A 22,591-nucleotide genomic window follows, 5' to 3' on the forward strand; every position below is an offset into this window, starting at 1 on the left:
TTTGGATGGGCTTGCGAGGCTCACGCGCCATTAGCCAACCGAGCCTTCCAGCGAGATCGCCACAAGCTGTTGCGCTTCCATCGCAAATTCCATCGGCAGTGCTTGCAGTACGTCCTTGCAGAACCCGTTAACGACCAGCGCCACGGCTTCTTCTTCGTCCATGCCGCGCTGGCGGCAATAGAACAGCTGATCTTCATCCACCTTGGATGTCGTCGCTTCATGCTCGACCCGGCTCGAATTGTTCTTGACCTCGATATACGGCACCGTATGTGCACCGCATTTGTCGCCGATCAGCAAGCTGTCACATTGCGTATAGTTGCGGCTGTCCTTCGCCTTGGGATGCATCGACACCAACCCGCGATAGGTGTTCTGCGCCTTACCTGCACTGATCCCTTTAGAGACGATCCGCGACTTGGTGTTCTTACCCAGATGAATCATCTTGGTGCCGGTGTCGGCCTGCTGATAGTTGTTGGTAATCGCAATCGAATAAAACTCACCCTGGCTGTCATCGCCGCGCAGGATGCAGGACGGGTACTTCCACGTCACGGCCGAGCCGGTTTCAACCTGCGTCCACATCACTTTGGACCGATCACCGCGGCAATCGGCGCGCTTGGTCACAAAGTTATAGATTCCGCCCTTGCCGTTCTCATCGCCCGGGAACCAGTTCTGAACGGTCGAGTATTTCACTTCGGCGTCTTCTTCGATGATGATCTCGACCACCGCCGCGTGCAACTGCGCAGTGTCACGCTGGGGCGCAGTACAGCCTTCCAGATAGGATACGTACGAACCCTTGTCAGCGATGATCAGTGTCCGCTCAAACTGGCCGGTGTTTTCGGCGTTGATGCGGAAATAGGTGCTCAACTCCATCGGGCAACGTACACCCGGCGGGATGTAAACGAACGAGCCGTCCGAGAAGACCGCCGAATTCAGCGTCGCATAATAGTTGTCGGACACCGGAACCACGGTGCCGAGGTATTTCTTAACCAGCTCGGGATGTTCTCTGATCGCCTCGGAGATCGAACAGAAGATCACGCCGTGCTTCATCAATTCGTCCTGAAAGGTCGTACCAACAGAAACCGAGTCAAATACCGCGTCCACAGCGACCTTGCGGCCCTCGGCGGGCATATCCTCGGCCCCTTCGACGCCAGCCAAAATCATCTGTTCTTTCAGGGGGATACCCAGCTTTTCGTATGTGGCCAGCAGCTTGGGATCGACCTCATCCAGAGATTTGGGCTTTTCCTCCATCGATTTCGGACGGGCATAGTAATACTGGTCTTGAAAGTCGATTTTGGGATAGCTGACCATCGCCCAGTTCGGCTCATCAATCTGGGTCCAGCGTTCGAATGCAGCCAGACGCCATTCCGTCATCCACTCGGGTTCTTCGTTTTTCCCCGAGATCAGACGGACGATATCCGGGTTCACGCCTTTTGGCGCGTATTCCATCTCGATATCGGTATCCCAACCGTATTTATAGGTTCCGACCTCACGTACCGCATCCACGGTTTCCTGATCGACACCCTCTTTTACCTGGGTCTGGTCCAAAGCGGCCATAAAACACCCTCCGTCAGATCACGCGGCACGCGCGCGATGCTTTTTCTCTTTCTCAAGCCACGTTTCGGCGAAACGCAGCACATCTTCTTCTGTCGTCCGAGGCCCCAGCGAAACACGGATTGCGCTGGCGGCTGTGACCTCGTCATATCCCATAGCGGTCAGTACCGCGCTGGCCCGGACCTTGCCGCTGGAACAGGCCGAGCCCGCGCTGACAGCGAAACCCGACAAATCCATCTGCATAACCTGCGTTTCGCCCTTCCAGCCCGGCGACGCAAAACACAAAGTATTGGGAAGGCGATCCTGACCTTTCCCGACAAAAATAGTAGATTTAGAGCCAGCCTCAAGGGCCTTTTCTAGAATATTTCTAAATTCCGCAACCCGCTCCCAAACGCCATTTGCCAGATCCCGCGCCGCGACTTCAGCTGCGGCCCCGAACCCCGCGATTCCAATGACATTTTCAGTGCCCGAGCGGCGGCCCATTTCCTGACCACCGCCTTTGATCATGGCGGGAACATCCGTTCCGCGTTTCATCACAACTGCGCCAATCCCCTTTGGGCCGCCCAGTTTGTGGGCAGAAATCAGCGCCATTTGAGCATCAAGCCAGTTGAACGCCACGGGCAGTTTGCCAAACGCCTGCGTCGCGTCAGTCACCGCCAACCCCGACGGCAGGGATTGAACAATCCCCGTTTCGGAATTGGCCAGTTGCAGGGTCGATGCCCCGGGCGTCTGCACCGAAACCAGACCAGTGGCAGACACGCCCAGATCATCGCTGCACCAGGCTTTTACCGCATCATGTTCAATCGCTGACCCACTCAGATCACGCCCCGCCAGCGCCAGCGCCGCCCCTTCGGTGGAACCGGACGTAAACACGATATCGGACCCATCCGCCCCAAACGCAGTCGCGATTTGCGCGCGGGCGCGTTCAATCAATGCCTTTGCGGCACGCCCTTCAGCATGGACCGAGGACGGGTTTCCACATACATCCATCGCGGCAACCATGGCGTCGCGCGCCTCGGGGCGAAGGGGTGTTGTCGCGTTATGATCAAGATAAACGCGATTCATAGATTCACCTTTTCTTTGATAGTGAATGTTCTGACAAACCAATATCGGCTGCCCTCGTGATCAGTCATCAACCACAGAAAACAAGATCGGAACAGCCGGGCACGGCGCAAGATCGTTTTTGATCACGTCAGACAGCCGTGTCTGATGCAGGAACACATAGACATGGGCGCTCAGACCCTCCCAAAGGCGGTTGGTCAAAGACTGCGCCCGGCTTCCCGAAGACGCACCAGAAGCGCCCGCGCCTTTTTGCAAGGCATCAACGGTTTCATCCACGGCTGCCAAAATCTCGACCACACGGATTTCCGAAGCGGCACGCGCCAGCCGATACCCACCACCGGGACCGCGAACCGACGCCACAAGTTCGGCGCGGCGAAGTTTGACGAACAGCTGTTCGAGATACGGCAGCGATACGTCCTGCCTTTCGGAAATTTCGCTAAGCGTCACCAGCTCACCCGCCGGTTGAAGGGCGATATCAGCCAAAGCCACCATCGCATAACGACCCTTTGTCGAAAGCTTCATTGTCGTTCCCTTTTGGCAGGTTGCGCGCGAAAACATTGACGCCGCCGCTGCCAATGCGTATCTCCCACTGACAGCGCCCTTGCGCAGAGTATCATAATTAGAACCGTTCTAAGGTGCCTGACGATTAACGTCAAGTATATCCCTGGCACCAAGATGAAAAAGACAGGACCAAAGCACACATGCCCGAGGTGATTTTTCCCGGACCCGAAGGCCGCCTGGAAGGCCGCTACCACCCGCAAAAGGAAAAAGACGCGCCGATCGCCATCGTGCTTCACCCGCATCCACAGTTCGGCGGGACCATGAACAACAAGGTGGTCTATAATCTGCACTATGCGTTCTACAACATGGGCTTTACCGTGTTGCGGTTCAATTTCCGCGGCGTAGGTCGCAGCCAGGGCGAATACGATCAGGGCGTGGGCGAGCTAAGCGATGCCGCCTCGGCGCTGGATTACTTGCAGTCGATGAACAACAACTCAAAGCACTGCTGGGTTGCAGGTTTCTCGTTCGGTGCGTGGATCGGAATGCAGCTGTTGATGCGCCGCCCCGAGATCACCGGTTTCATCAGCGTGTCGCCGCCCGCGAATATGTATGATTTCTCGTTCCTGGCGCCCTGCCCCTCATCCGGTCTGATCATCAACGGGTCGTCTGACCGTGTGGCACCACCGGCGGACACCACATCCCTGGTGAACAAGCTGCACGAACAAAAAGGCATCACCATCACCCATAATGAGGTCGACGGCGCGGATCACTTCTTTCAGGACCGCCATATGGACACGATGATCACGGATGTCAGTGATTACGTGAAACGCCGCCTGACCGAGAACACGCGCTGATGTCCGGCACCATCACGACCCTTGCGGCCAAACTGGCCGAAGACACGATGAAAGTGATGGACGAAACCGGGAACGACCGCTTCTTCGTAGAAGTGGGCGAACTTTTGGGTGCGTCCTCACAAACACTGGAAGAGGCGTTTCTAACCGAAATCCGCGTGCGGCTGGCCGAACGGACGGCGCGAAAGTTCGTGGTGGAAACCCTGACCGAGCACCGCTCGAAACTGAAAGCGATCGAGAAGAAATGACCAACAGGCTGTCTGCGCAAATCGAATTCCTGAAACGCGCAGACAGGCTGAAATCGGTTGATCGCGCCAACACCCTGCTGGATCAGTCCCGTCCCGAAAATGCCGCCGAACACAGCTGGCAGCTGGCATTGTGGGCGCTGACGATGGAACCGCTGGCCGGGCCCGAGGTTCAAATTGATCGCGTCATCCAAATGTTGCTGCTGCACGATCTGGTCGAGGTCGTCGTCGGCGACCATCCAATCCATCTGGAAACGGACTGGGACGCCGTCGCCCGGGCCGAACGCGCAGCCGCTGAGGCGCTTTTCGGACTTCTTCCAGCCGATCAGGCCAAGACGTTTCTGAATCTGTGGCAAGAGTTTGAGGCTGATACAACGCCGGATGCGAAGTTCGCCAAATACCTGGATCGGTGCCAACCGATGTTTCAGGTCCTGTGCGCCCCGAAACCCAACCCGGATCACCTGACCGTTGTTCGCAACAATCTGGACGGTGGACGCGCGGCCTATCTGAGGACCGAGTTCCCCAAGGCTTACACCCTTGCGCGCGCCCTGTTGCAAGGTGACCGCCCCGCAGAAACCGCATTTTCCGCGCGCCTTCCGTTTTTGTCCGAAACCGACAAGTTGAAATCGGTCAACCGCGCCTCGCGCCTTTTACAGGGTGGCCGGTTCGAAAACTCGGCCGAGCATTCGTGGCACATCATGCTGTATGCTTGGGTTTTGTCCGAATACGCTGAACCCGGCGTTACAATCGACCGTGTTCTGAAGATGCTTCTGCTGCACGACATCGTCGAAATTGACGCCGGCGATCACCCCATTCACGGTCAGGTCGATCACGCAGCCCAAGAGGCCGAAGAACAGGCCGCCGCCAAACGGTTGTTTGGACTGCTTCCAACGGGCGAAAACAGGGCGTTCATGTCCCTGTGGCAGGAATTCGAAGCCGCAGACAGCGCTGATGCCCGCTTTGCCAAGGCCATAGACCGGTTTCAAACCCCAATCGGGAACCTTGAAACAGGCGGAGGGTCATGGGTGGATTTCGATGTTACGCTTACGCAGGTGGAACAGCGCGTCGGCACGCCGATACAACGAGGGGCACCTAAGTTGTGGGCGTGGCTTCGCCCGCAGCTGACCTCATTTTTTGCGACAAAAGCCGACGCCTGACACCGCGCGATACTAGCCGCCCAAAGAAAAAGGGGCACGAATGCCCCTTTCCCCCAACTTCGGCGAGCGCTTAAACCTGTGTACCATTCACCCGCTCAACAAATTTGGCTGCATTTTTGTCGACGGACCCCCCGTCAGCAAGCCACCCAAGCGCCGCTATCAATGCCGAAGCAACGATGACGGATATTGTAAACTTCGTCACATTAAAACTCATTAAACAAAACCTTTAAAAAACATCACTCTAATACCAAAATGGCTCATGCGTGCATAGTCAGGTAATCCTGACCCTGTTTGCCCTTCTACAGCCCGCCAACCGACGCAGAGCCCCGATAACGGGACCAGTTTTTTCTTGCTGGCAAACCGTGTTTCATGCTCAACCACGGTAAAACATCAAAGAGATGACTAAAGTGCCCAAAGCCTATCTGATCCTGTTGCTGGCCGTCGTCGCGGAAACCATTGGCACAACGGCGCTGCAAACCAGCCAGCAGTTTACCCGTCTGTGGCCCTCCGTTCTGGTTGTTGTCAGCTATGTGTTTGCGTTTTACCTGCTTGGCCTGACGCTGAAGTATATGCCGGTCGGGATCGTCTATGCGATCTGGTCCGGGCTTGGCATCGCACTTATCGCGGCCATCGGTTACTTTGCGTTCGGGCAGAGGTTGGACTGGCCCGCTGTTATCGGCCTGGCCATGATTTTGACCGGAATCCTGATCATTCACCTGTTTTCCAGCACGACAAGCCACTGATGGGCGGTTAGGGCTGGTATAATTCGCCGTGCCACGTTATGCGCGCGGCAACTTCCCGTTCAAAGGCTGACCTCTCATGGACCTGCGCAATATCGCAATCATCGCTCACGTTGACCACGGCAAAACGACCCTGGTGGATGAGCTGCTCAAACAATCCGGCGCGTTCCGGGAAAATCAAGCCGTGGCGGAACGTGCCATGGACAGCAATGACCTCGAGCGCGAGCGCGGGATCACCATCCTGGCCAAGGCGACCTCGGTCGAGTGGAAAGGCACGCGGATCAACATCGTCGACACCCCTGGCCACGCCGACTTCGGTGGCGAGGTCGAGCGTATCCTCAGCATGGTCGACGGTGTCGTCCTGCTGGTCGATGCTGCAGAAGGTCCGATGCCGCAGACCAAGTTCGTCACCTCCAAGGCGCTGGCGCTGGGGCTGCGTCCGATCGTGGTGCTGAACAAAGTCGACAAACCCGACGCCGAGCCCGACCGCGCGTTGGATGAATGTTTCGACCTGTTCGCCAATCTGGGTGCCGATGACGACCAACTGGATTTCCCGGCGATGTACGCCTCGGGCCGCTCGGGTTGGGCCGATATGGAGCTGGACGGGCCGCGCAAAGATCTTGCCGCCCTGTTTGACCTTGTTGTCGATCACGTCCCAGCCCCCAAGCAGGCCGAGCACAAGGAAGAACCGTTCCGCATGCTGGCAACCACATTGGGTAGCGATCCGTTCATCGGCCGCATCCTGACTGGTCGCGTCGAAAGCGGCACGCTCAAGGCTGGTGACAACCTCAAGGCGCTCAGCCGCGATGGAACGCAAATCGAAAGCTTCCGCGCGTCGAAAATCCTGGCCTTCCGGGGCCTGGGCCAACAGCCTATTGATGTCGCCGAAGCGGGTGACATCGTCACCATTGCAGGGATGAGCAAAGCCACCGTTGCGGATTCTCTGGTCGCGCCGCAGGTCGAAGAGGCCCTGCCCGCACAACCGATCGACCCGCCAACCATTACCGTGACCTTTGGCATCAACGATTCCCCCCTGGCCGGCCGTGACGGCAAAAAGGTACAGTCCCGGGTCATCCGTGACCGCCTGATGAAAGAGGCTGAATCGAACGTCGCCATCCGCATCACCGACACACCGGGCGGCGAAGCCTTTGAGGTCGCTGGTCGTGGCGAATTGCAAATGGGCGTTCTGATCGAGAACATGCGCCGCGAAGGGTTCGAGCTGAGCATCTCGCGCCCGCAGGTTCTGTTCCGGGAAGAAGATGGCCAGCGCCTGGAGCCCATCGAAGAAGTCACCATTGATGTCGATGACGAATACTCGGGCGCTGTGATCGAAAAGATCACAGGCACGCGCAAGGGCGAACTGGCCGAGATGCGCCCGGCCGGTGTCGGCAAAACCCGCATTATCGCTCATGTCCCGTCCCGTGGATTGATTGGTTATCACGGCGAATTCCTGACCGATACCCGCGGTACAGGCGTGCTGAACCGGGTTTTCCACGGTTGGGCTGCACACAAGGGTTCGATTCCGGGCCGTCGCGCCGGTGTTTTGATCTCAATGGAGAATGGTCAGGCCGTGGCTTATGCCCTTTGGAACCTGGAAGAGCGCGGCCGCATGTTTGTTAACCCGCAGACAGATGTCTATCAGGGCATGGTCATTGGCGAACACTCCCGCGACAATGATCTTGAGGTGAACCCGCTGAAAGGCAAGAAACTGACCAACGTTCGGGCCAGCGGTTCGGATGATGCCGTGCGTTTGACGCCTCCGATTCAGTTTTCTTTGGAAGAGGCCATTGCCTATATCGACGATGATGAACTGGTCGAAGTGACACCCAACGCAGTAAGACTGCGCAAACGCTTTTTGGACCCGCACGAGCGGAAACGCATGTCCAAATCAGCGTAGGAAACACGCCGAATTACTACCTGAATTGGAAACAATGTCGCATTTATGCCGCATTTGCATCCAACCTCAGCATCGCAACAAAAACAAAGCCCGCCTTCGTGGCGGGCTTTGTTTTTGTTTCTAAACAGCATTTTAAATCCCACTGACTTTGTCGTGAATACTCTCATGCGTTTGTTGTTGAAAATTTAACTCGTAAGAGATGTTTTTTTGTCTAAACTATGGCATGGTAGTTTAGTGCTTCGATGTGTTTTAACGAGTTTCAAGGAGTGGCGCCATGCGCTTAAAATCAAACTTATTGTCTATTGTATTTGTTTCCGCAACATTCCCATTGATTTCAGCAGGTGCGGCGCAATCAGCAGAAACGTGTACTATCAAAACGGCTCGCAAGTCAGTGTCCACCGACACACTTTGCGCATGTAAGGTCGTTGATGCAAGGATGTTGCGTTATATTCAACGCCGTGCGGATTTCGAACAAATCCTGGCTAACACGCTAGAAAGTTGTCCGGCTTTTGCGGCTGTTCTGACCGATATTCCAACAGCATCGATCAGTTCGGCAAGCGATAGGTCCAGTGACGGCAACGACACCTCGTCGGGGTCAAACGGCAACAATAATGCCGGTGGCAACTCGTCAGGTGGTGAAAACGACAACGGAGGCGATAGCGGGAACGATAACGGCGATTCCGGGAACGATAACGGGAACGATAACGGGAACGATAACGGCGATTCCGGTAACGGCAACGGCGATAGCGGCGGCAACGATGGCAACGGGGGCGGCGGCAACAACGGCAGCGGTGGCAACGACGGTAACGGCAACGGCGGCAACAACGGCGGCGGTGGCAACGACGGTAACGGCAACGGCGGCAACAATGACAGCGGTGGCAACTCCGGCGACGGCAACGGCGGCAATAATGGCAGCGGTGGCAATACTGGTAACGGCAACGGCGGCAATAATGGCAGCGATGGTAACACCGGTAACGGCAACGGCGGCAACAACAGCGGAAATGACGGTGGAAACTCCGGTGGAGCTGGAACTGGCGGTGGCAGCGATGGCGGAAACGCGGGCGGTGCCGGTTCAGGCGGCGGTGCCGGAGGCGGCGGTAACGCCGGCGGCCCTGGCAGCGGCGGAACCTTCGATTAAGTCGGCTGCGTTTGACAAATGTCCAAACGAGAAGGGCGACCTATCCGTCGCCCTTCGGTTCGAGCTGAAATTGAAAACCTGGGGTCGTTGAACGCACCCTGCTTTCAGCTTTTTCCGTAAACGCCGACCCAACTGCTGGGCTTTTGGGGGTTCTGCATTCGCAAAAACAAATACCGCGTGGCCGTCCACGGTTTGATCCGGTTTGTCAGATTATCCAGAACCAGGTCTCCCGCTGCGGATCGATAAACCAACACGGCATGAGAATTTCTTTGCGTGTCCAGTACAGTCGCAATCAGCAATTTACTTGGGTTGACGCCCGCTCGGATCAGGTCGCGTTTCTTCAAAAGGGCAAAATCTTCGCAATCCCCGCCTCTGGATGTTGGCAACGCCCAACGCTCGCTGGTTCGGTACTGCGATTGATCGGTCACCGATCGTGTCGTCGAATTCACCTTTTGGTTTACTCGCTTGATAAGCCGCATTTCTTGCTGGCTCGACATAGAGCTTGAAGACTTGCCTGAGCACGCCCAATTGTATTCCCGGCAAAGTTGCTGCGCGCCTGCGGGCGGAGGAGATCCAGCCACACTTGGGATAAAGGCCCCTTCGGTCGCTTCGGCGCCCGAACCTAAAAGCAAAGGCCCCAGTGCGATTCCCGAAACAGCAACCATCCGCCCCGTCGAATTGACCAGCCGCGAAAAAGCGGCTCTAAGCTCTGCGCTCAACGATTTCATGCCTGTACCTCGATCCATGCCTATCCAACGATTTGAGACAAACAGGGCCGCTTGTTGTGTTCCAAACTATCTTCAGACGGAGCCGTTTGTGCAATCTGAAGCGAAGTTGCAAGCGAAAAGAGGCGGAAATTCGTCACTCAATATGACCATTTCAGGCAAGAATTGAGAAGCACAGGTCACAATCTATAGGTGAACCGGCGGTAATTGACTTTCGGAACTGGGTTCAAGTTGCTGAAAAATAACGGCTGAGGTCATTAAGGCAAAAACCGGGCAACAGCCGTAATTGCCCGGTTGGATCATTGGCTAAAATCCGCCCATTTGACCGAAAGACGGCCTGATGAGCGTCAGATCGTCGTTATTCAGTGATCTCTACCACGACCAATTCGCGCTCGCTGGCTCCGCGCGCGTGGTCAAGCGCCTGCTGATACTCGGGTGAATTGTAGCATTCGACCGCGGATTCGACCGACGGGAATCGGGCAACGACATTGCGAGGGCGCTCTTTCCCTTCCAGCTGAACGTATCTGGCAGCACGTGCGATAAAGGTGCCCCCATGTTTGGCAATGGCGGGTCCGGCCAGCTCGGCGTATTTGGCATACGCTTCTGTGTCGGTCACCGTGACATGAGCAATCCAAAGTGCACCCATCTTATCCTCCCAATACTTGTTCCGCAGCCTTGATCGCCGCATCCGAATTCGAGGCGTCTTTGCCGCCACCCTGTGCCATGTCGGGGCGACCACCGCCGCCCTTACCGCCCAGTTCCGAAACTGCGGCCCGGACCAAATCGACCGCCGATACCTTGTCTGTCAGGTCCGACGTGACACCGGCAGCAACAGCCGCCTTGCCGCCCGCATCGGCGATCAGCAGAACTGCCCCCGACCCCAACCGGCTTTTGTGTTCATCAATCAGCGCCGGAAGGTCTTTGCCCGACACCCCATTCAGTGCCTGCGCCAGGAATTGCACACCATTTACATCCCGTGCCTCGGCACCGCCCTGCCCCGAACCGCCAGCCATCGCCAGATCACGCCGCAGTTGCGCGACCTCATTTTGCAGCGACTTGCGTTCGTCCAACAAGGATTTGACCCGGCCCACAACATCATCCTGCTGCGCCTTCAACTCGGATGCGATCTGGCTAAGGCGCTGATCCTGCAACGAGAGATGTCGCAGCGCCTCATCACCGGTCAACGCTTCGATCCGGCGCACACCGGCGCTGCTGGCGCTGTCGCCCAGCAGAATGAATGTTCCGATATCCCCGGTTTGACGCACATGCGTACCGCCACACAGTTCGATCGACCAGGTTTCCCCGTCCTGCCCTTTCCCGGTGGGTGCCTTGCCCATCGACACGACGCGCACCTCATCACCGTATTTCTCACCAAACAGGGCCTGCGCGCCCAGTCCACGTGCATCGTCGGGCGTCATGATCCGGGTTTCGACGGCAGAATTCTGACGGATGAACGCATTCACGTCGCGTTCGACCTTTTGAATTTCCTGCGGGCTAAGAGCCTTGGAGTGGCTGAAGTCAAACCTCAACCGGTCATCCGCGTTCAGCGATCCCCTTTGCGCCACGTGATCACCCAGCGTTTCGCGCAATGCCTCATGCAGCAGGTGCGTCGCCGAGTGATTGGCCCGTATGGCCGAGCGGCGCGCGTGATTGACCTCAAGCTCGACGGTGTCACCCTTGGACAGAACGCCGTGATTGACAGTCACCTTATGCGCGTAGATTTTCCCGTCCGCGAATTTTCTGGTGTCTTCAACTACGGCCACGTCGTCCGTATTTTCCAGACGGCGAATTTCCCCGGTGTCGCCGACCTGACCGCCAGATTCGCCATAAAACGGCGTCTGGTTCACGATGACCCAACCGGTTCCGCCTTTTTCGATTCTGTCGACCAAGGCGCCATCAACGACCAACGCGCCCACCAACCCTTCGGCTTTTTCGGTATCATAGCCCAGGAAATCCGTAGCCCCGGCCGTATCCAGCACATCGAACCAAACAACCTGATCCGCGGCTTCGCCCGATCCGGCCCAGGCCGCACGGGCCTTGGCCTTTTGCTCGGCCATGGCGGCATCGAACCCATCCGTATCCACGGTCCGGCCTTTTTCACGCAGCGCATCCTGTGTCAGATCCAGCGGGAACCCAAAGGTATCATACAATTTGAAGGCGGCATTGCCGGGCAAGGCCGCGTCTGCGGGCAGGTTCGCAACCTCATCATCCAACAGTTTCAGGCCGCGATCCAGCGTCTGCTTGAACCGGGTTTCCTCCAACAGCAGCGTCTCTTCAATCAACGGCTGCGCCTGCCCCAGCTCGGTATATTGCGCGCCCATCAGCTGTACCAAAGTCGGCACAAGCTGGTGCATCACCGGATCTTTTGCACCCAACAAATGCGCATGACGCATGGCGCGGCGCATGATCCGCCGCAGCACGTATCCGCGGCCGTCATTGCTGGGCATCACCCCGTCCGCAATCAAAAACGACGTCGAACGCAGATGGTCGGCGATAACCCGGTGATGCACGTTCTGATCACCATAAGGGTCTACGCCTGTCGCGTCTGCCGATGCCTCGATCAATGTCTTGAAAAGATCGGTGTCATAGTTGTCATGGCTGCCTTGCAGCAACGCGCCGATCCGCTCCAGCCCCATGCCGGTGTCGATCGACTGCATATCCAGTTCCACCATCGAGCCGTCTTCGAACTGCTCGTTCTGCATGAAAACGATGTTCCAGATTTCGATGAACCGGTCACCGTCTTCGTCAGCAGAACCCGGAGGGCCACCCCAGATATGATCGCCGTGATCATAGAAAATCTCGGTGCACGGACCGCATGGGCCGGTTGGCCCCATCTGCCAGAAATTGTCGCTGGTGGCGATGCGGATGATCCGGTCTTCGGGCACGCCGACTTTTTTCCAGATCTCAAACGCCTCATCATCGGTATGGTAAACCGTTGCCAACAAACGGTTCTTGTCGATACCGAACTCCTTGGTGATCAATTCCCAGGCGAAAGGGATCGCTTCGGGTTTGAAATAGTCGCCGAACGAAAAGTTCCCCAGCATCTCAAAGAACGTGTGGTGCCGAGCGGTGTAACCGACGTTGTCCAGATCGTTGTGTTTCCCGCCTGCGCGCACACATTTTTGCGCCGTGGTCGCGCGTTGATAGTCGCGGGTTTCCACTCCGGTAAACAGGTTCTTGAACTGCACCATGCCCGAGTTCACGAACATCAGCGTCGGGTCATTGCGCGGGACCAGAGGGCTGGACGCCACCACTTCGTGCCCCTGTTTGGCAAAGTAGTTCAGAAAGGTCGATCGGATATCGTTCAGCGTGGGCATAAGGCTCTCTCGGCGCGCAATCATTTTGTGTCGAAACGGGTTTATCCCTGTCCCCCAGGATAGTCCACAACATTGCAGGTGCCGTATGAAACAAGGCGGCCCCATGGACCGCCTTGTTCAGAGTATCCCCAGCGCCCCAATTGGGGCCGTGGCAAATTACTGTTACCGTACGTGGCCGTCACGCTTCGAGGATATCGTCATCCTCGGCCGCGTTGGGGGGCATGTCGAACTCCAACCCATGGGCTGCGCGAATCTTGTCTTCGATTTCCAGTGCCGAGCGGCTGTTGTCGCGCAGGTATTGCTTGGCATTCTCACGCCCCTGCCCGATCCGTTCATCACCATAACTGAACCAGGAACCCGACTTCTCGACCACGCCAGCCTTGACGCCCAGATCCAGCAGCTCGCCCATTTTGCTGATGCCTTCGCCATACATGATGTCGAATTCCACCTGCTTGAAGGGCGGTGCCACCTTATTCTTGACGACCTTTACGCGGGTTTGGTTGCCGACCACTTCGTCCCGGTCCTTGATCGCGCCAATGCGGCGGATGTCCAGCCGGACCGAGCTGTAAAACTTCAGCGCGTTACCACCGGTTGTGGTTTCCGGGCTGCCAAACATCACACCGATCTTCATCCGGATCTGGTTGATGAACACCACCATGCATTTCGAACGGCTGATCGAGCCGGTCAGCTTGCGCATCGCCTGGCTCATCAGGCGAGCCTGTACGCCGACACTGCTGTCGCCCATGTCGCCCTCAAGCTCGGACTTGGGCGTCAGCGCGGCGACCGAGTCGACCACAACCATGTTTACCGCCCCCGAACGCACCAACGTATCGGTAATTTCAAGCGCCTGTTCACCGGTATCGGGCTGCGAGATCAGCAGCTCATCCAGGTCGACGCCCAGCTTGCGGGCGTATTGCGGGTCCAGCGCGTGTTCCGCATCCACAAAGGCGCACACACCGCCGCGTTTCTGCTGCTCGGCAATACAATGCAGCGTCAGCGTGGTCTTGCCCGAACTTTCAGGCCCGTAAATCTCGACAATCCGGCCCATCGGCAGGCCGCCAATCCCCAGCGCGATATCCAGACCCAGCGACCCAGTCGAGCTTGCCTCGATCTCTTGCTTGGTGTCTTCACCCAGCTTCATGATCGAACCCTTGCCGAACTGACGTTCGATCTGTGCCAGCGCGCTGTCGAGCGCCTTTTGCTTGTCTGCGTTTTTCTTGTCGCTCATCGTCAGAAGATCCGCCATTGTCCTGTCGCCTTCCCTTTTGTCACACCCTTGAACGGGCGGCAATCGCTGCTTTGTTCGCCTCTTGTTCCTTATGAGATCAAAAAGAGAACATTTCAACTAAAACTTACAACACCTACTGTTGAGCAATTGTATTAAAGAGTCGTTTACGCCAATCTGCGCCGGTAACAAAGATCGCCAAAGGGGCAATAAATGCTTGTTTTCTATAAGGAACGTCTTGCGTTTCTGGCTGTACCCAAAACCGGCAGCACCGCCTATCACTCTGCCCTGCAGGACCGCGCCGATTTTGTCGTGACCGGCCCGCCGGAACTGAAACATGCCCCTGTGCGGCGCTATGATCGCTTTTTTCAGAACATCTTTCGGAAAATGTACGACACCGAGATGGAAATCATGGCCGTGGTGCGCGAACCGATCGACTGGTTGGGCAGTTGGTACAAGTTTCGCGGCAGACCAGAGCGTGTTGGGCACCCCCATTCGACCCATGACCTGAGCTTTGACGAATTTGTTCAGGCATACATGAAAAACCCGCGCCCTGAATTTGCGGATGTGGGAAGCCAAAGCCAATTTTTTCGGACACGCAGCAACGGGTTTGGCGCAAGCCACATATTCAAGTACGAAAATCAGGATAAGATACTGGAATTTCTACAGGACCGGCTGAACACTCACGTCAACCTGCAACAGGAAAACGTGTCCCCCCTCCGGGATCTTAGTATGTCGCCCGAAACCGAGCGAAAGTTCCGCAAAACACACGCGGCCGAATTCACTTGCCACGACACGGCGCTTTAGGTGGCTTAGTTCAACTGCTGGAAAACAGCTTCGGTCAGCTGATTCAGTGAAAACGGCTTTGGCAGAAAGGTCGAGTTCAGAATTTCTGGTCTGGAATCGCCAAAAACGCCTTCGGTATAGCCGGACATGAAAATGACCCTTACATCCGGACGCGTCTGCAGCGCTTTGCGAACCCAGGTCGGCCCGTCCATACCGGGCATGACGACATCGGTCACAAACGCATCGACGTTCAGCGCGCCATCTTCAAGCAGGCGCAGCGCCTCTTCACCCGAATCAGCTTCGAGAACGGTATATCCCTTCAGCCTCAAAGCGCGTGTAGCAAACGCCCGAACCGGAGCCTCGTCCTCAACCAACAGCACCACGCCCTCGCCCTGCCGGGCGGTCTGGGTATCAGTTGCGATGGCATCTGCCTTTGCTGGTTCCTGTGTTGCGGTAGACACCGGAAGGAACACCGTGAACTCGGTTCCCTGCCCCTGAAAGCTATCCACAAAAATGAAGCCACCGGTCTGCTTGACGATCCCGTAAACGGTGGACAGCCCCAATCCTGTACCCTCGCCGGTTCTTTTGGTCGTATAAAACGGCTCAAACACTTTTTGGAGCTTATCAGCAGGTATACCAACGCCACTGTCGATGACTTTTACGGTCACATATTCGCCGGGCTGTATGGTCGCCCGATCCCGCGAAAAAGGTTGGCTCAGGACCACAACTTCGGTTTCAATCCGCACTTCGCCGCCGTCCGGCATGGCATCGCGTGCGTTGACGACCAGATTCATAAACACTTGCTCTAATTGCCGTTTGTCGGCCCGCACCGGCTTGAGAACCGGATCATGACTTAGGATCAGGCGCACTTTCTCACCGACCAGCCGGTTCAACAGGTGGATCAAATCCGAGATCGTATCCCTCAGGTCCAGCACCTCAGGTTGCAGGGTCTGCTTGCGCGAGAACGCAAGCAGCTGACTGACCAGCGCAGCCGCCCGGTTGGCGTTCTGGTTGATCTGAACAAGATCTCCGTAATCCGGGTCATTCTGATCATGGCGCAACAACAACAGGTCGCAGTGACCAGAGATTGCCGTCAGCAGGTTGTTGAAATCATGGGCTACACCGCCAGCCAATTGCCCAACGGCCTGCATCTTTTGCCCCTGAACAAACTGCGCCTCCAGAGTTTTAAGTTCGGTCGCGTCGTTCAGCACGGCAATCAGGCATACCTGCCCGTTGTTGACCACCCGGTTCAGCGTCACCTGTACAAAGACTTCTTTTTCCTGGCGCGACAGCCGCAAGAACTCAGAGCGCGGCGCGGGATTGGATTCCGCGGTACGGGCCAACCAATCCAGAATGGGGTAACCAAGCCCATGCATGATCTGACTGACGTTGGTTTCACCCGGCTGGATGTCTCCGATCAATTTCACGGCCAGCCTGTTGGCCTCCAGAATGCTGCCATCCGGTGAAAGGCACATGACCGGCACGGGCAGATCGGCAAAAGACGCTCCGCTGGCACTTTGCGCGGCTTCGTCCAGGGGAAGAAGAAGCAATTCGCGGACCGTTCCGGACCGGCTCAACTCGCCAACTGCGGCAGAAAGGGAACCACTGGTCGTCTGAACCTGCGCAATCTCACCCTGACCTTGCAGTTCGCTGGCAATCACCTGATGCAGCTTGTCCGGCTTGTGCCCCAGCAGATGCTCAGCCGCCCCGTTCACGCGCAGCAACGTGCCGTTTCGCCCTTCTGTCAGAACCGGAACACTGGCGTCATCCCAATGTCCCGCCGCATCCAGATGCAAGCGCCAGCAAAACAGGTCACTGCCGACGCCAAAAACCGAAACCGGAATGGTCGATCCAACCGTAACGATATCTTCGCGCGCTTTCCCATAAATCTCGGCCAGCGATTGCAACCGCAGCAAAACAGCCGATGGGTTTGCGAATGTGGATTTAAGGCATTGCTCTAGCCGGTTGCCGGGACGTGCCTGAAACTGCGCCCGCGCCCTTGAGTTCGAGGTCAGAACGTCACCCTGTGCATTTGCGATCAGGCACGGGAAAGGGTCCTGCTCTGCAAATACCGCCATAGCTTGTACCGTTTGTCGCACGGATCGGTCAGCAATCTGCCCGCGGAGCAGGACAAAAAACGTGGCGGCCAGCAGGGATACCCCGGCGACAACAAGACCCGTGTTCCAGGTTGGTGACAAAAACCCGACAACCGATGAAAAGCTAAGAAGCAATCCCAGAACGACGATCGGAACAAGCCGCACGCCATTTGGAGTTTTTTGAGTTGATGGGTCAGAATAAATTTCGGCAGTGTCGGACATAAGCAACTCAGTTCAGTGGGCTTTCAGTCAATCAGCCCAAATAAGGTTAATGCCCTATTAAGAACGAGGCACTCTCCTTTTAGTTGCTACGTTGCGACGCACTATCGCGTCAAGTGTGCCGTAAAGAAACCATCGGTACCGTGAGAAACAATCCACGTTTTGCGAAAGGTTTCCGTCCAACCCGGGTTAGACTGAACGAACGAATCTGTCACAGCGCCGTTTTCATCGTCTAACATCGAACATGTGGCATAGGCCAAAGTTCCACCCGGGCAAACCAATGGCGATATGTCTTCCAGAATCTGGCGTTGAATTTGCGACAGCTCGTGCAAACGCTGTTCGTTCAAAGCCCATTTTCCGGCTGGTGCACGACGCCATGACCCGCTGCCCGAACAAGGCGCATCCGCCAGAACCACATCAAACGGCGCGTGCTGCGCGATGTCATCCGGAGACAGGATCGTAACATCTGCCCCGGCCCGCGCGACCCTTTCGGGCAGATCCCGCATGCGTCCGGCATTCACATCATGGGCGAACACTTTCACCCCTTGCTGTGCTGCAAGGGCCAGAGATTTCCCGCCCCCGCCTGCGCAATAGTCCAAAACGCGCATCCCCGGGCGCAGCTTTAGGGCCGCCACCACTGCCTGGCTGGCTGCATCCTGAAGTTCGACCAGCCCATCCAGATACGCCTCGCTCTGGGAAATCTTTCGCGCGCCCTCGACAACTTCCAACGCGGTTTCACAAGCCGGGTGCGGTTGCGCAGTTACTCCCCCAGTGGCAAGGGCCGCGATGGCACCTGTCACATCCGACTTGATCAGGTTGACCCGCAAATGCACCGGCGCGCGGTTTTGCAACGCCTGCGCGACCGGAACGGCCTGATCCCCCAAAGAAGACTGGAATCTGGGCCAAAGCCATTCTGGCACATCCCATTGTTCCGCCTCGGTTTCAAAATCCCGGCCTGTTTCGTCACCGGACAGCGCAGCAGGCGCATAGCGGTCGCCGGAAAACAGCGCCTCAAGGCTCTGATCCGTCGCACGCATCAATCCAATCATCAATCCGCGACCGGTCTCGGACCCGCCGCGCGCCGCAAAGGAACGCTTGCACCGCAGGGCGGCAAACACGTGATCCCGCACGGCCGCGCGGTCTTTGGATCCGGCAAACCGGCTGCGGCGCGCCCAGTTGGTCAGGGACTTTTCGACAGGTGTTCCGGAAAGGAAATCGTCAAGGATTTCTATTGATGCCTGAATGCGTGCGGCGGGCGTCATGGTGTATTCCGTTGCTGGTTATGCGGCCTCGACCAGAGCGCCACAAATGCAAAACGGCGCCCTGGGCCGGGCGCCGCACTGATCATGAGCCGGGGTTACATCACCCGGTAGTTCGGGCTTTCGCGTGTGATCTGCACGTCATGCACGTGGCTTTCTTTCAGGCCCGCACCGGTGATTTTGACAAAGTTGCAGTTCTTGCGCATCTCTTCAACCGTTGCACAGCCGGTGTACCCCATTGCTGCGCGCAGACCGCCAACGAGTTGGTGGACCACGGCGCTGGCGGAGCCTTTGTACGGCACCTGCCCCTCGATCCCTTCGGGCACCAGCTTGTCGTTGGCGGCGTCTTTCTGGAAATACCGATCCGCCGAGCCGCGCGCCATCGCGCCAAGGCTGCCCATGCCGCGATAGGATTTGAACGACCGACCCTGATACAGGATCACCTCACCCGGGCTTTCATCGGTACCGGCAATCATCGACCCGACCATGGCACAGGACGCGCCCGCCGCAATCGCCTTGGCGAAATCGCCCGAGAACTTGATGCCCCCGTCCGCGATGACCGGAACGTCCTGTGCCGCTGCGGCGCAATCCATAATCGCCGTCAGCTGCGGCACGCCAACGCCTGCAACCATCCGCGTTGTACAGATCGAGCCCGGCCCGATGCCAACCTTGATCGCATCCGCCCCGGCGTCAATCAGCGCCTTGGCGGCGTCACCGGTTGCGACATTGCCCGCGATGATCTGCACTTCGTTCGACAAGGTCTTGGCCCGCGTTACCGCGTCCAGAACCCCTTGTGAATGGCCATGCGCCGTATCCACAACGATGATGTCGACACCTGAATCCACCAGTTGTTCAGACCGCTCAAACCCGGCATCTCCGACCGAAGTCGCCGCGGCAACGCGCAGGCGGCCCAGCTGATCCTTGCAGGCGGTTGGGTTCAATACGGCTTGCTCTGTGTCTTTCAACGTCAGCAGGCCGGTCAATTTGCCCGAACCGTCGACCACCAGCAGTTTTTCGATCCGGCGGGCGCGCATCAGGCTTTTGGCCTCTTCCAGATCCGCAGGTTCCTGCAGCATCGCCAGATTTTCAGACGTCATCATCAGGTGAACCGGCGTGTCGTCGGAATTTGCGAACCGCATGTCGCGGTTGGTCAGAATGCCCACCACGCGGCCTGCTTCGTCCACCACCGGAAAGCCGGTGAAGTTATAACGCTGCACCAGCGCCTTGGCGTCGGCCAGCGTCTGATCGACCCGCAAAGTCACCGGGTTATACACGATCCCGGATTCAAAGCGTTTGACCCGCCGCACTTCGCGGGCCTGTTCTTCGACCGACAGGTTCTTGTGAACAACACCGATCCCGCCAGCCTGCGCCATGGCAATGGCCATCCTCGCCTCGGTCACGGTGTCCATCGCCGAGCTGAGCAGCGGGATGTTCATCGTAATTTCACGCGTCACACGCGTGCTTGTATCCGCCGTCGCCGGCAGCACCGACGAGGCCGCCGGAACCAATAGAACATCGTCAAAGGTGAGTGCCTCACGAATCTGCATCTGCTAACCCCATGCAAAAGCCCGTTTGACGGTGACCCTATTACATGGATTCAGGTTAAGGAAAAGCCCCTGACTTAAACTAGTTTTCCTCTGCGGGCCAAAGCCGCGACCAAAAACGACGCAACGTGTGCAAAACGTGCCGCTGAATGCCCTTTCCCTTTGCGCGCAAACCCATATCTTGCCCGACATACGCGCGAACACAAAAGGCAGGCCAATCATGACCACCGACCCCCTTGTTGTCTTTACCCCGTCGGGCAAACGCGGGCATTTCCCCGTTGGAACCCCGGTTCTGACAGCCGCCCGGCAACTTGGCGTCGATCTGGATTCGGTCTGTGGCGGACGCGGGATTTGTTCCAAATGCCAGATCACGCCCAGCTATGGCGAATTCCCCAAGCACGGTGTGACGGTATCCGAAGACGCGCTGAGCGACTGGAACGCGGTCGAGCAGCGCTATGACGACAAGCGCGGGCTGAAACCGGGCCGTCGTCTGGGATGTCAGGCCACGGTTCAGGGGAATGTGGTCATCGACGTACCGCCGGAAAGCCAGGTTCACCGTCAGGTCGTCCGCAAGGCGGCCACTGCGCGCGCGATCACCATGGACCCCGCGACCCGGCTGTATTTCGTGGTGGTGGAAGAACCTGACATGCACTCGCCCACTGGCGATCTTGAGCGGCTGGAGCGCGCCTTGCGCGAGCAATGGAACATTGATGCCATCACCGCCGATCTTTCCCTGATGTCCAAGCTGCAACCCGTTCTGCGCAAAGGTAAATGGGAGGTCACGGTTGCCGTCCACAAGGGCCACAAGGATACCGTTGCGCGGATCACCGAAATCTGGCCCGGCCTGCATGAAAGCGGACTTTACGGGCTGGCCATTGACCTCGGATCGACCACCATCGCCGCCCATTTGACCGATCTGGAAACGGGCGAGGTCAATGCCTCATCCGGCCTGATGAATCCGCAGATCCGGTTTGGCGAGGACCTGATGAGCCGCGTCTCGTATGCCATGATGAACCCCGGTGGCGACCAGGAAATGACAAAGGCCGTGCGTGAGGCGATCAATGACCTCACCACCTCGATCGCGGATGAGGCCGGGATTGATGCCGATCTGATCGTGGAAACGGTCTTTGTCTGTAACCCGGTCATGCACCATTTACTGCTGGGGCTGGACCCGGTTGAACTGGGTCAGGCGCCCTTTGCGCTGGCCACGTCCGAAAGTGTGTCCCTGCGCGCGCGCGAAATGGAGCTGACCAGGATGAACCCCCGCGCGCAGGTCTATATCCTGCCCTGTATCGCGGGCCACGTGGGCGCAGATTGCGCCGCCGTTGCCTTGTCCGAAGAGCCGGGCAAATCCGAAGACCTCGTGCTGGTTGTCGATGTCGGCACCAATGCGGAAATCCTTTTGGGCAATACCAGCCGTGTTCTGGCCTGTTCGTCCCCCACCGGACCGGCATTCGAAGGCGCGCAGATCAGTTCCGGCCAACGCGCCGCGCCCGGTGCGATTGAGCGGATCGGGATTGATCCTGTCACCAAGGAACCCCGCTTTCGCGTGATCGGATCGGAACTATGGTCTGACGAGGAAGGCTTCGATCAGCACATCGCCACAACCGGCATCACCGGTATCTGCGGTTCGGGTATTATCGAAGCTGTCGCCGAGATGCGCATTGCCGGATTGCTGGATGAAAGCGGTTTGATCGGATCGGCCAAGCAAACCGGGACGCCCCGTTGCGTACCCGAGGGTCGCACCCATTCCTATCTGATCCACGATGCCAGCGCCGAAGGCGGTCCGCGCATCACCGTGACGCAGGGCGATATCCGTGCCATCCAACTGGCGAAATCCGCGCTTTACGCCGGTGCGCGCCTGCTGATGGATAACATGAATGTCGACAAGGTTGATCGCGTCGTCCTTGCCGGGGCCTTCGGCGCGCATATCTCGACCAAACACGCGATGGTGCTGGGCATGATCCCGGATGCGCCGCTGGATAAGGTCTCAAGCGCGGGGAACGCGGCCGGGACCGGCGCGCGGATTGCGCTGTGCAATATCGCCGCCCGGACCGAGATCGAACAGGTGGTGCGCGAAATCACCAAAGTCGAAACCGCCATCGAACCCAAGTTTCAGGATCACTTCGTCGCCGCCAACGCGATTCCGCATAAAACCGATCCGTTCCCGGAACTGGCGCAAATCGTCACCCTCCCGTCACCGTCATTCAATACCGGCGGAGACGATGAAAGGTCTGGCCGCCGTCGCCGCCGGCGGTCATAGTCCCACCATCAACAGGAG

Annotated in this window: 18 protein-coding genes; 8 read left to right on the top strand and 10 right to left on the bottom strand. The window is 57.6% G+C overall.

The features are described from left to right. Positions 1–30 precede the first annotated feature (30 nt). The 3 genes from sufB to JT51_RS17020 are packed head-to-tail and all read right to left on the bottom strand — an operon-like array spanning position 31 to position 3,132. A complete protein-coding gene (gene sufB / locus JT51_RS17010) occupies positions 31–1,551 on the bottom strand; it encodes a Fe-S cluster assembly protein SufB (protein ID WP_037315555.1) in 1,521 nt (506 codons plus the stop codon). 18 nt (positions 1,552–1,569) lie between these two features. Continuing rightward, a complete protein-coding gene (locus JT51_RS17015; RefSeq protein WP_037315558.1) occupies positions 1,570–2,613 on the bottom strand; it encodes a cysteine desulfurase family protein in 1,044 nt (347 codons plus the stop codon). A 60-nt stretch (positions 2,614–2,673) separates the two neighbouring features. After that, positions 2,674–3,132, bottom strand: coding sequence for an Rrf2 family transcriptional regulator (locus JT51_RS17020; RefSeq protein ID WP_037316300.1), 459 nt, complete (start codon positions 3,130–3,132; stop codon positions 2,674–2,676). Positions 3,133–3,311: 179 nt separating this feature from the next. On the opposite strand from JT51_RS17020, the gene JT51_RS17025 reads away from it, so the two are divergent. The 6 genes from JT51_RS17025 (at position 3,312) to JT51_RS21830 (ending at position 9,139) form a co-directional block, all read left to right on the top strand. After that, entirely contained in the window at positions 3,312–3,965 is a 654-nt protein-coding gene (locus tag JT51_RS17025) for an alpha/beta hydrolase (RefSeq protein WP_037315561.1), read from the top strand. Continuing rightward, positions 3,965–4,210, top strand: a complete 246-nt coding sequence (locus tag JT51_RS17030; protein ID WP_037315564.1) for a hypothetical protein — start codon at positions 3,965–3,967, stop codon at positions 4,208–4,210. The genes JT51_RS17025 and JT51_RS17030 overlap by 1 nt, the downstream gene beginning before the upstream one ends. After that, positions 4,207–5,364: an HD domain-containing protein gene (locus tag JT51_RS17035; RefSeq protein WP_037315567.1), complete on the top strand. Its 1,158-nt coding sequence runs from the start codon at positions 4,207–4,209 to the stop codon at positions 5,362–5,364. Before JT51_RS17030 ends, JT51_RS17035 begins: the two co-directional genes overlap by 4 nt. A 407-nt stretch (positions 5,365–5,771) precedes the next feature. After that, positions 5,772–6,107, top strand: coding sequence for a DMT family transporter (locus JT51_RS17040; protein ID WP_037316306.1), 336 nt, complete (start codon positions 5,772–5,774; stop codon positions 6,105–6,107). Positions 6,108–6,183: 76 nt separating this feature from the next. Beyond that, a complete protein-coding gene (gene typA / locus JT51_RS17045; protein ID WP_037315571.1) occupies positions 6,184–8,001 on the top strand; it encodes a translational GTPase TypA in 1,818 nt (605 codons plus the stop codon). Between the two features lie 436 nt (positions 8,002–8,437). Next, positions 8,438–9,139 carry a hypothetical protein gene (locus JT51_RS21830; protein ID WP_051927624.1) on the top strand — a complete coding sequence of 234 codons (702 nt, stop codon included), beginning with the start codon at positions 8,438–8,440 and terminating at the stop codon, positions 9,137–9,139. Positions 9,140–9,243: 104 nt separating this feature from the next. On the opposite strand, the gene JT51_RS17055 is transcribed toward JT51_RS21830, so the two are convergent. From JT51_RS17055 to recA, 4 genes are all read right to left on the bottom strand, one after another. Then, positions 9,244–9,867: a transglutaminase-like cysteine peptidase gene (locus tag JT51_RS17055; RefSeq protein ID WP_235216203.1), complete on the bottom strand. Its 624-nt coding sequence runs from the start codon at positions 9,865–9,867 to the stop codon at positions 9,244–9,246. A 355-nt stretch (positions 9,868–10,222) separates the two neighbouring features. After that, a complete protein-coding gene (locus tag JT51_RS17060) occupies positions 10,223–10,510 on the bottom strand; it encodes a DUF1330 domain-containing protein (protein ID WP_037315576.1) in 288 nt (95 codons plus the stop codon). Position 10,511: 1 nt separating this feature from the next. Continuing rightward, the gene (gene alaS / locus JT51_RS17065) at positions 10,512–13,181 is read right to left on the bottom strand and encodes an alanine--tRNA ligase (protein WP_037315579.1); all 2,670 of its coding nucleotides are present in this window, start codon (positions 13,179–13,181) and stop codon (positions 10,512–10,514) included. Positions 13,182–13,359: 178 nt separating this feature from the next. Beyond that, complete coding sequence (gene recA, locus JT51_RS17070; protein WP_037315582.1) at positions 13,360–14,427, bottom strand: recombinase RecA; 1,068 nt, start codon at positions 14,425–14,427, stop codon at positions 13,360–13,362. Between the two features lie 192 nt (positions 14,428–14,619). On the opposite strand from recA, the gene JT51_RS17075 reads away from it, so the two are divergent. Next, complete coding sequence (locus JT51_RS17075) at positions 14,620–15,213, top strand: sulfotransferase family 2 domain-containing protein (RefSeq protein ID WP_037315586.1); 594 nt, start codon at positions 14,620–14,622, stop codon at positions 15,211–15,213. A 5-nt stretch (positions 15,214–15,218) separates the two neighbouring features. Here the strand turns inward: JT51_RS17075 and JT51_RS17080 are convergent, their stop codons facing one another. From JT51_RS17080 to guaB, 3 genes are all read right to left on the bottom strand, one after another. After that, the gene (locus JT51_RS17080; protein ID WP_037315589.1) at positions 15,219–17,510 is read right to left on the bottom strand and encodes a hybrid sensor histidine kinase/response regulator; all 2,292 of its coding nucleotides are present in this window, start codon (positions 17,508–17,510) and stop codon (positions 15,219–15,221) included. 101 nt (positions 17,511–17,611) lie between these two features. Further along, entirely contained in the window at positions 17,612–18,769 is a 1,158-nt protein-coding gene (locus tag JT51_RS17085; protein WP_037315592.1) for an RsmB/NOP family class I SAM-dependent RNA methyltransferase, read from the bottom strand. A 95-nt stretch (positions 18,770–18,864) separates the two neighbouring features. After that, positions 18,865–20,313, bottom strand: a complete 1,449-nt coding sequence (guaB, locus tag JT51_RS17090) for an IMP dehydrogenase (protein ID WP_037315595.1) — start codon at positions 20,311–20,313, stop codon at positions 18,865–18,867. Positions 20,314–20,530: 217 nt separating this feature from the next. On the opposite strand from guaB, the gene JT51_RS17095 reads away from it, so the two are divergent. Beyond that, the gene (locus JT51_RS17095) at positions 20,531–22,573 is read left to right on the top strand and encodes an ASKHA domain-containing protein (RefSeq protein ID WP_037315600.1); all 2,043 of its coding nucleotides are present in this window, start codon (positions 20,531–20,533) and stop codon (positions 22,571–22,573) included. Positions 22,574–22,591: the final 18 nt, after the last annotated feature.

It is taken from the genome of Ruegeria halocynthiae (assembly GCF_000743705.1).
Taxonomy (GTDB): domain Bacteria; phylum Pseudomonadota; class Alphaproteobacteria; order Rhodobacterales; family Rhodobacteraceae; genus Ruegeria; species Ruegeria halocynthiae_B.

Bases quoted from the DNA above. Each gene is read 5' to 3' on its own strand.
- sufB (WP_037315555.1), bottom strand. From the start codon at position 1,551: ATGGCCGCTTTGGACCAGACCCAGGTAAAAGAGGGTGTCGATCAGGAA.
- JT51_RS17015 (WP_037315558.1), bottom strand. From the start codon at position 2,613: ATGAATCGCGTTTATCTTGATCATAACGCGACAACACCCCTTCGCCCC.
- JT51_RS17020 (WP_037316300.1), bottom strand. From the start codon at position 3,132: ATGAAGCTTTCGACAAAGGGTCGTTATGCGATGGTGGCTTTGGCTGAT.
- JT51_RS17025 (WP_037315561.1), top strand. From the start codon at position 3,312: ATGCCCGAGGTGATTTTTCCCGGACCCGAAGGCCGCCTGGAAGGCCGC.
- JT51_RS17030 (WP_037315564.1), top strand. From the start codon at position 3,965: ATGTCCGGCACCATCACGACCCTTGCGGCCAAACTGGCCGAAGACACG.
- JT51_RS17035 (WP_037315567.1), top strand. From the start codon at position 4,207: ATGACCAACAGGCTGTCTGCGCAAATCGAATTCCTGAAACGCGCAGAC.
- typA (WP_037315571.1), top strand. From the start codon at position 6,184: ATGGACCTGCGCAATATCGCAATCATCGCTCACGTTGACCACGGCAAA.
- JT51_RS21830 (WP_051927624.1), top strand. From the start codon at position 8,438: ATGTTGCGTTATATTCAACGCCGTGCGGATTTCGAACAAATCCTGGCT.
- JT51_RS17055 (WP_235216203.1), bottom strand. From the start codon at position 9,867: ATGAAATCGTTGAGCGCAGAGCTTAGAGCCGCTTTTTCGCGGCTGGTC.
- JT51_RS17060 (WP_037315576.1), bottom strand. From the start codon at position 10,510: ATGGGTGCACTTTGGATTGCTCATGTCACGGTGACCGACACAGAAGCG.
- alaS (WP_037315579.1), bottom strand. From the start codon at position 13,181: ATGCCCACGCTGAACGATATCCGATCGACCTTTCTGAACTACTTTGCC.
- recA (WP_037315582.1), bottom strand. From the start codon at position 14,427: ATGGCGGATCTTCTGACGATGAGCGACAAGAAAAACGCAGACAAGCAA.
- JT51_RS17075 (WP_037315586.1), top strand. From the start codon at position 14,620: ATGCTTGTTTTCTATAAGGAACGTCTTGCGTTTCTGGCTGTACCCAAA.
- JT51_RS17080 (WP_037315589.1), bottom strand. From the start codon at position 17,510: ATGTCCGACACTGCCGAAATTTATTCTGACCCATCAACTCAAAAAACT.
- JT51_RS17085 (WP_037315592.1), bottom strand. From the start codon at position 18,769: ATGACGCCCGCCGCACGCATTCAGGCATCAATAGAAATCCTTGACGAT.
- guaB (WP_037315595.1), bottom strand. From the start codon at position 20,313: ATGCAGATTCGTGAGGCACTCACCTTTGACGATGTTCTATTGGTTCCG.
- JT51_RS17095 (WP_037315600.1), top strand. From the start codon at position 20,531: ATGACCACCGACCCCCTTGTTGTCTTTACCCCGTCGGGCAAACGCGGG.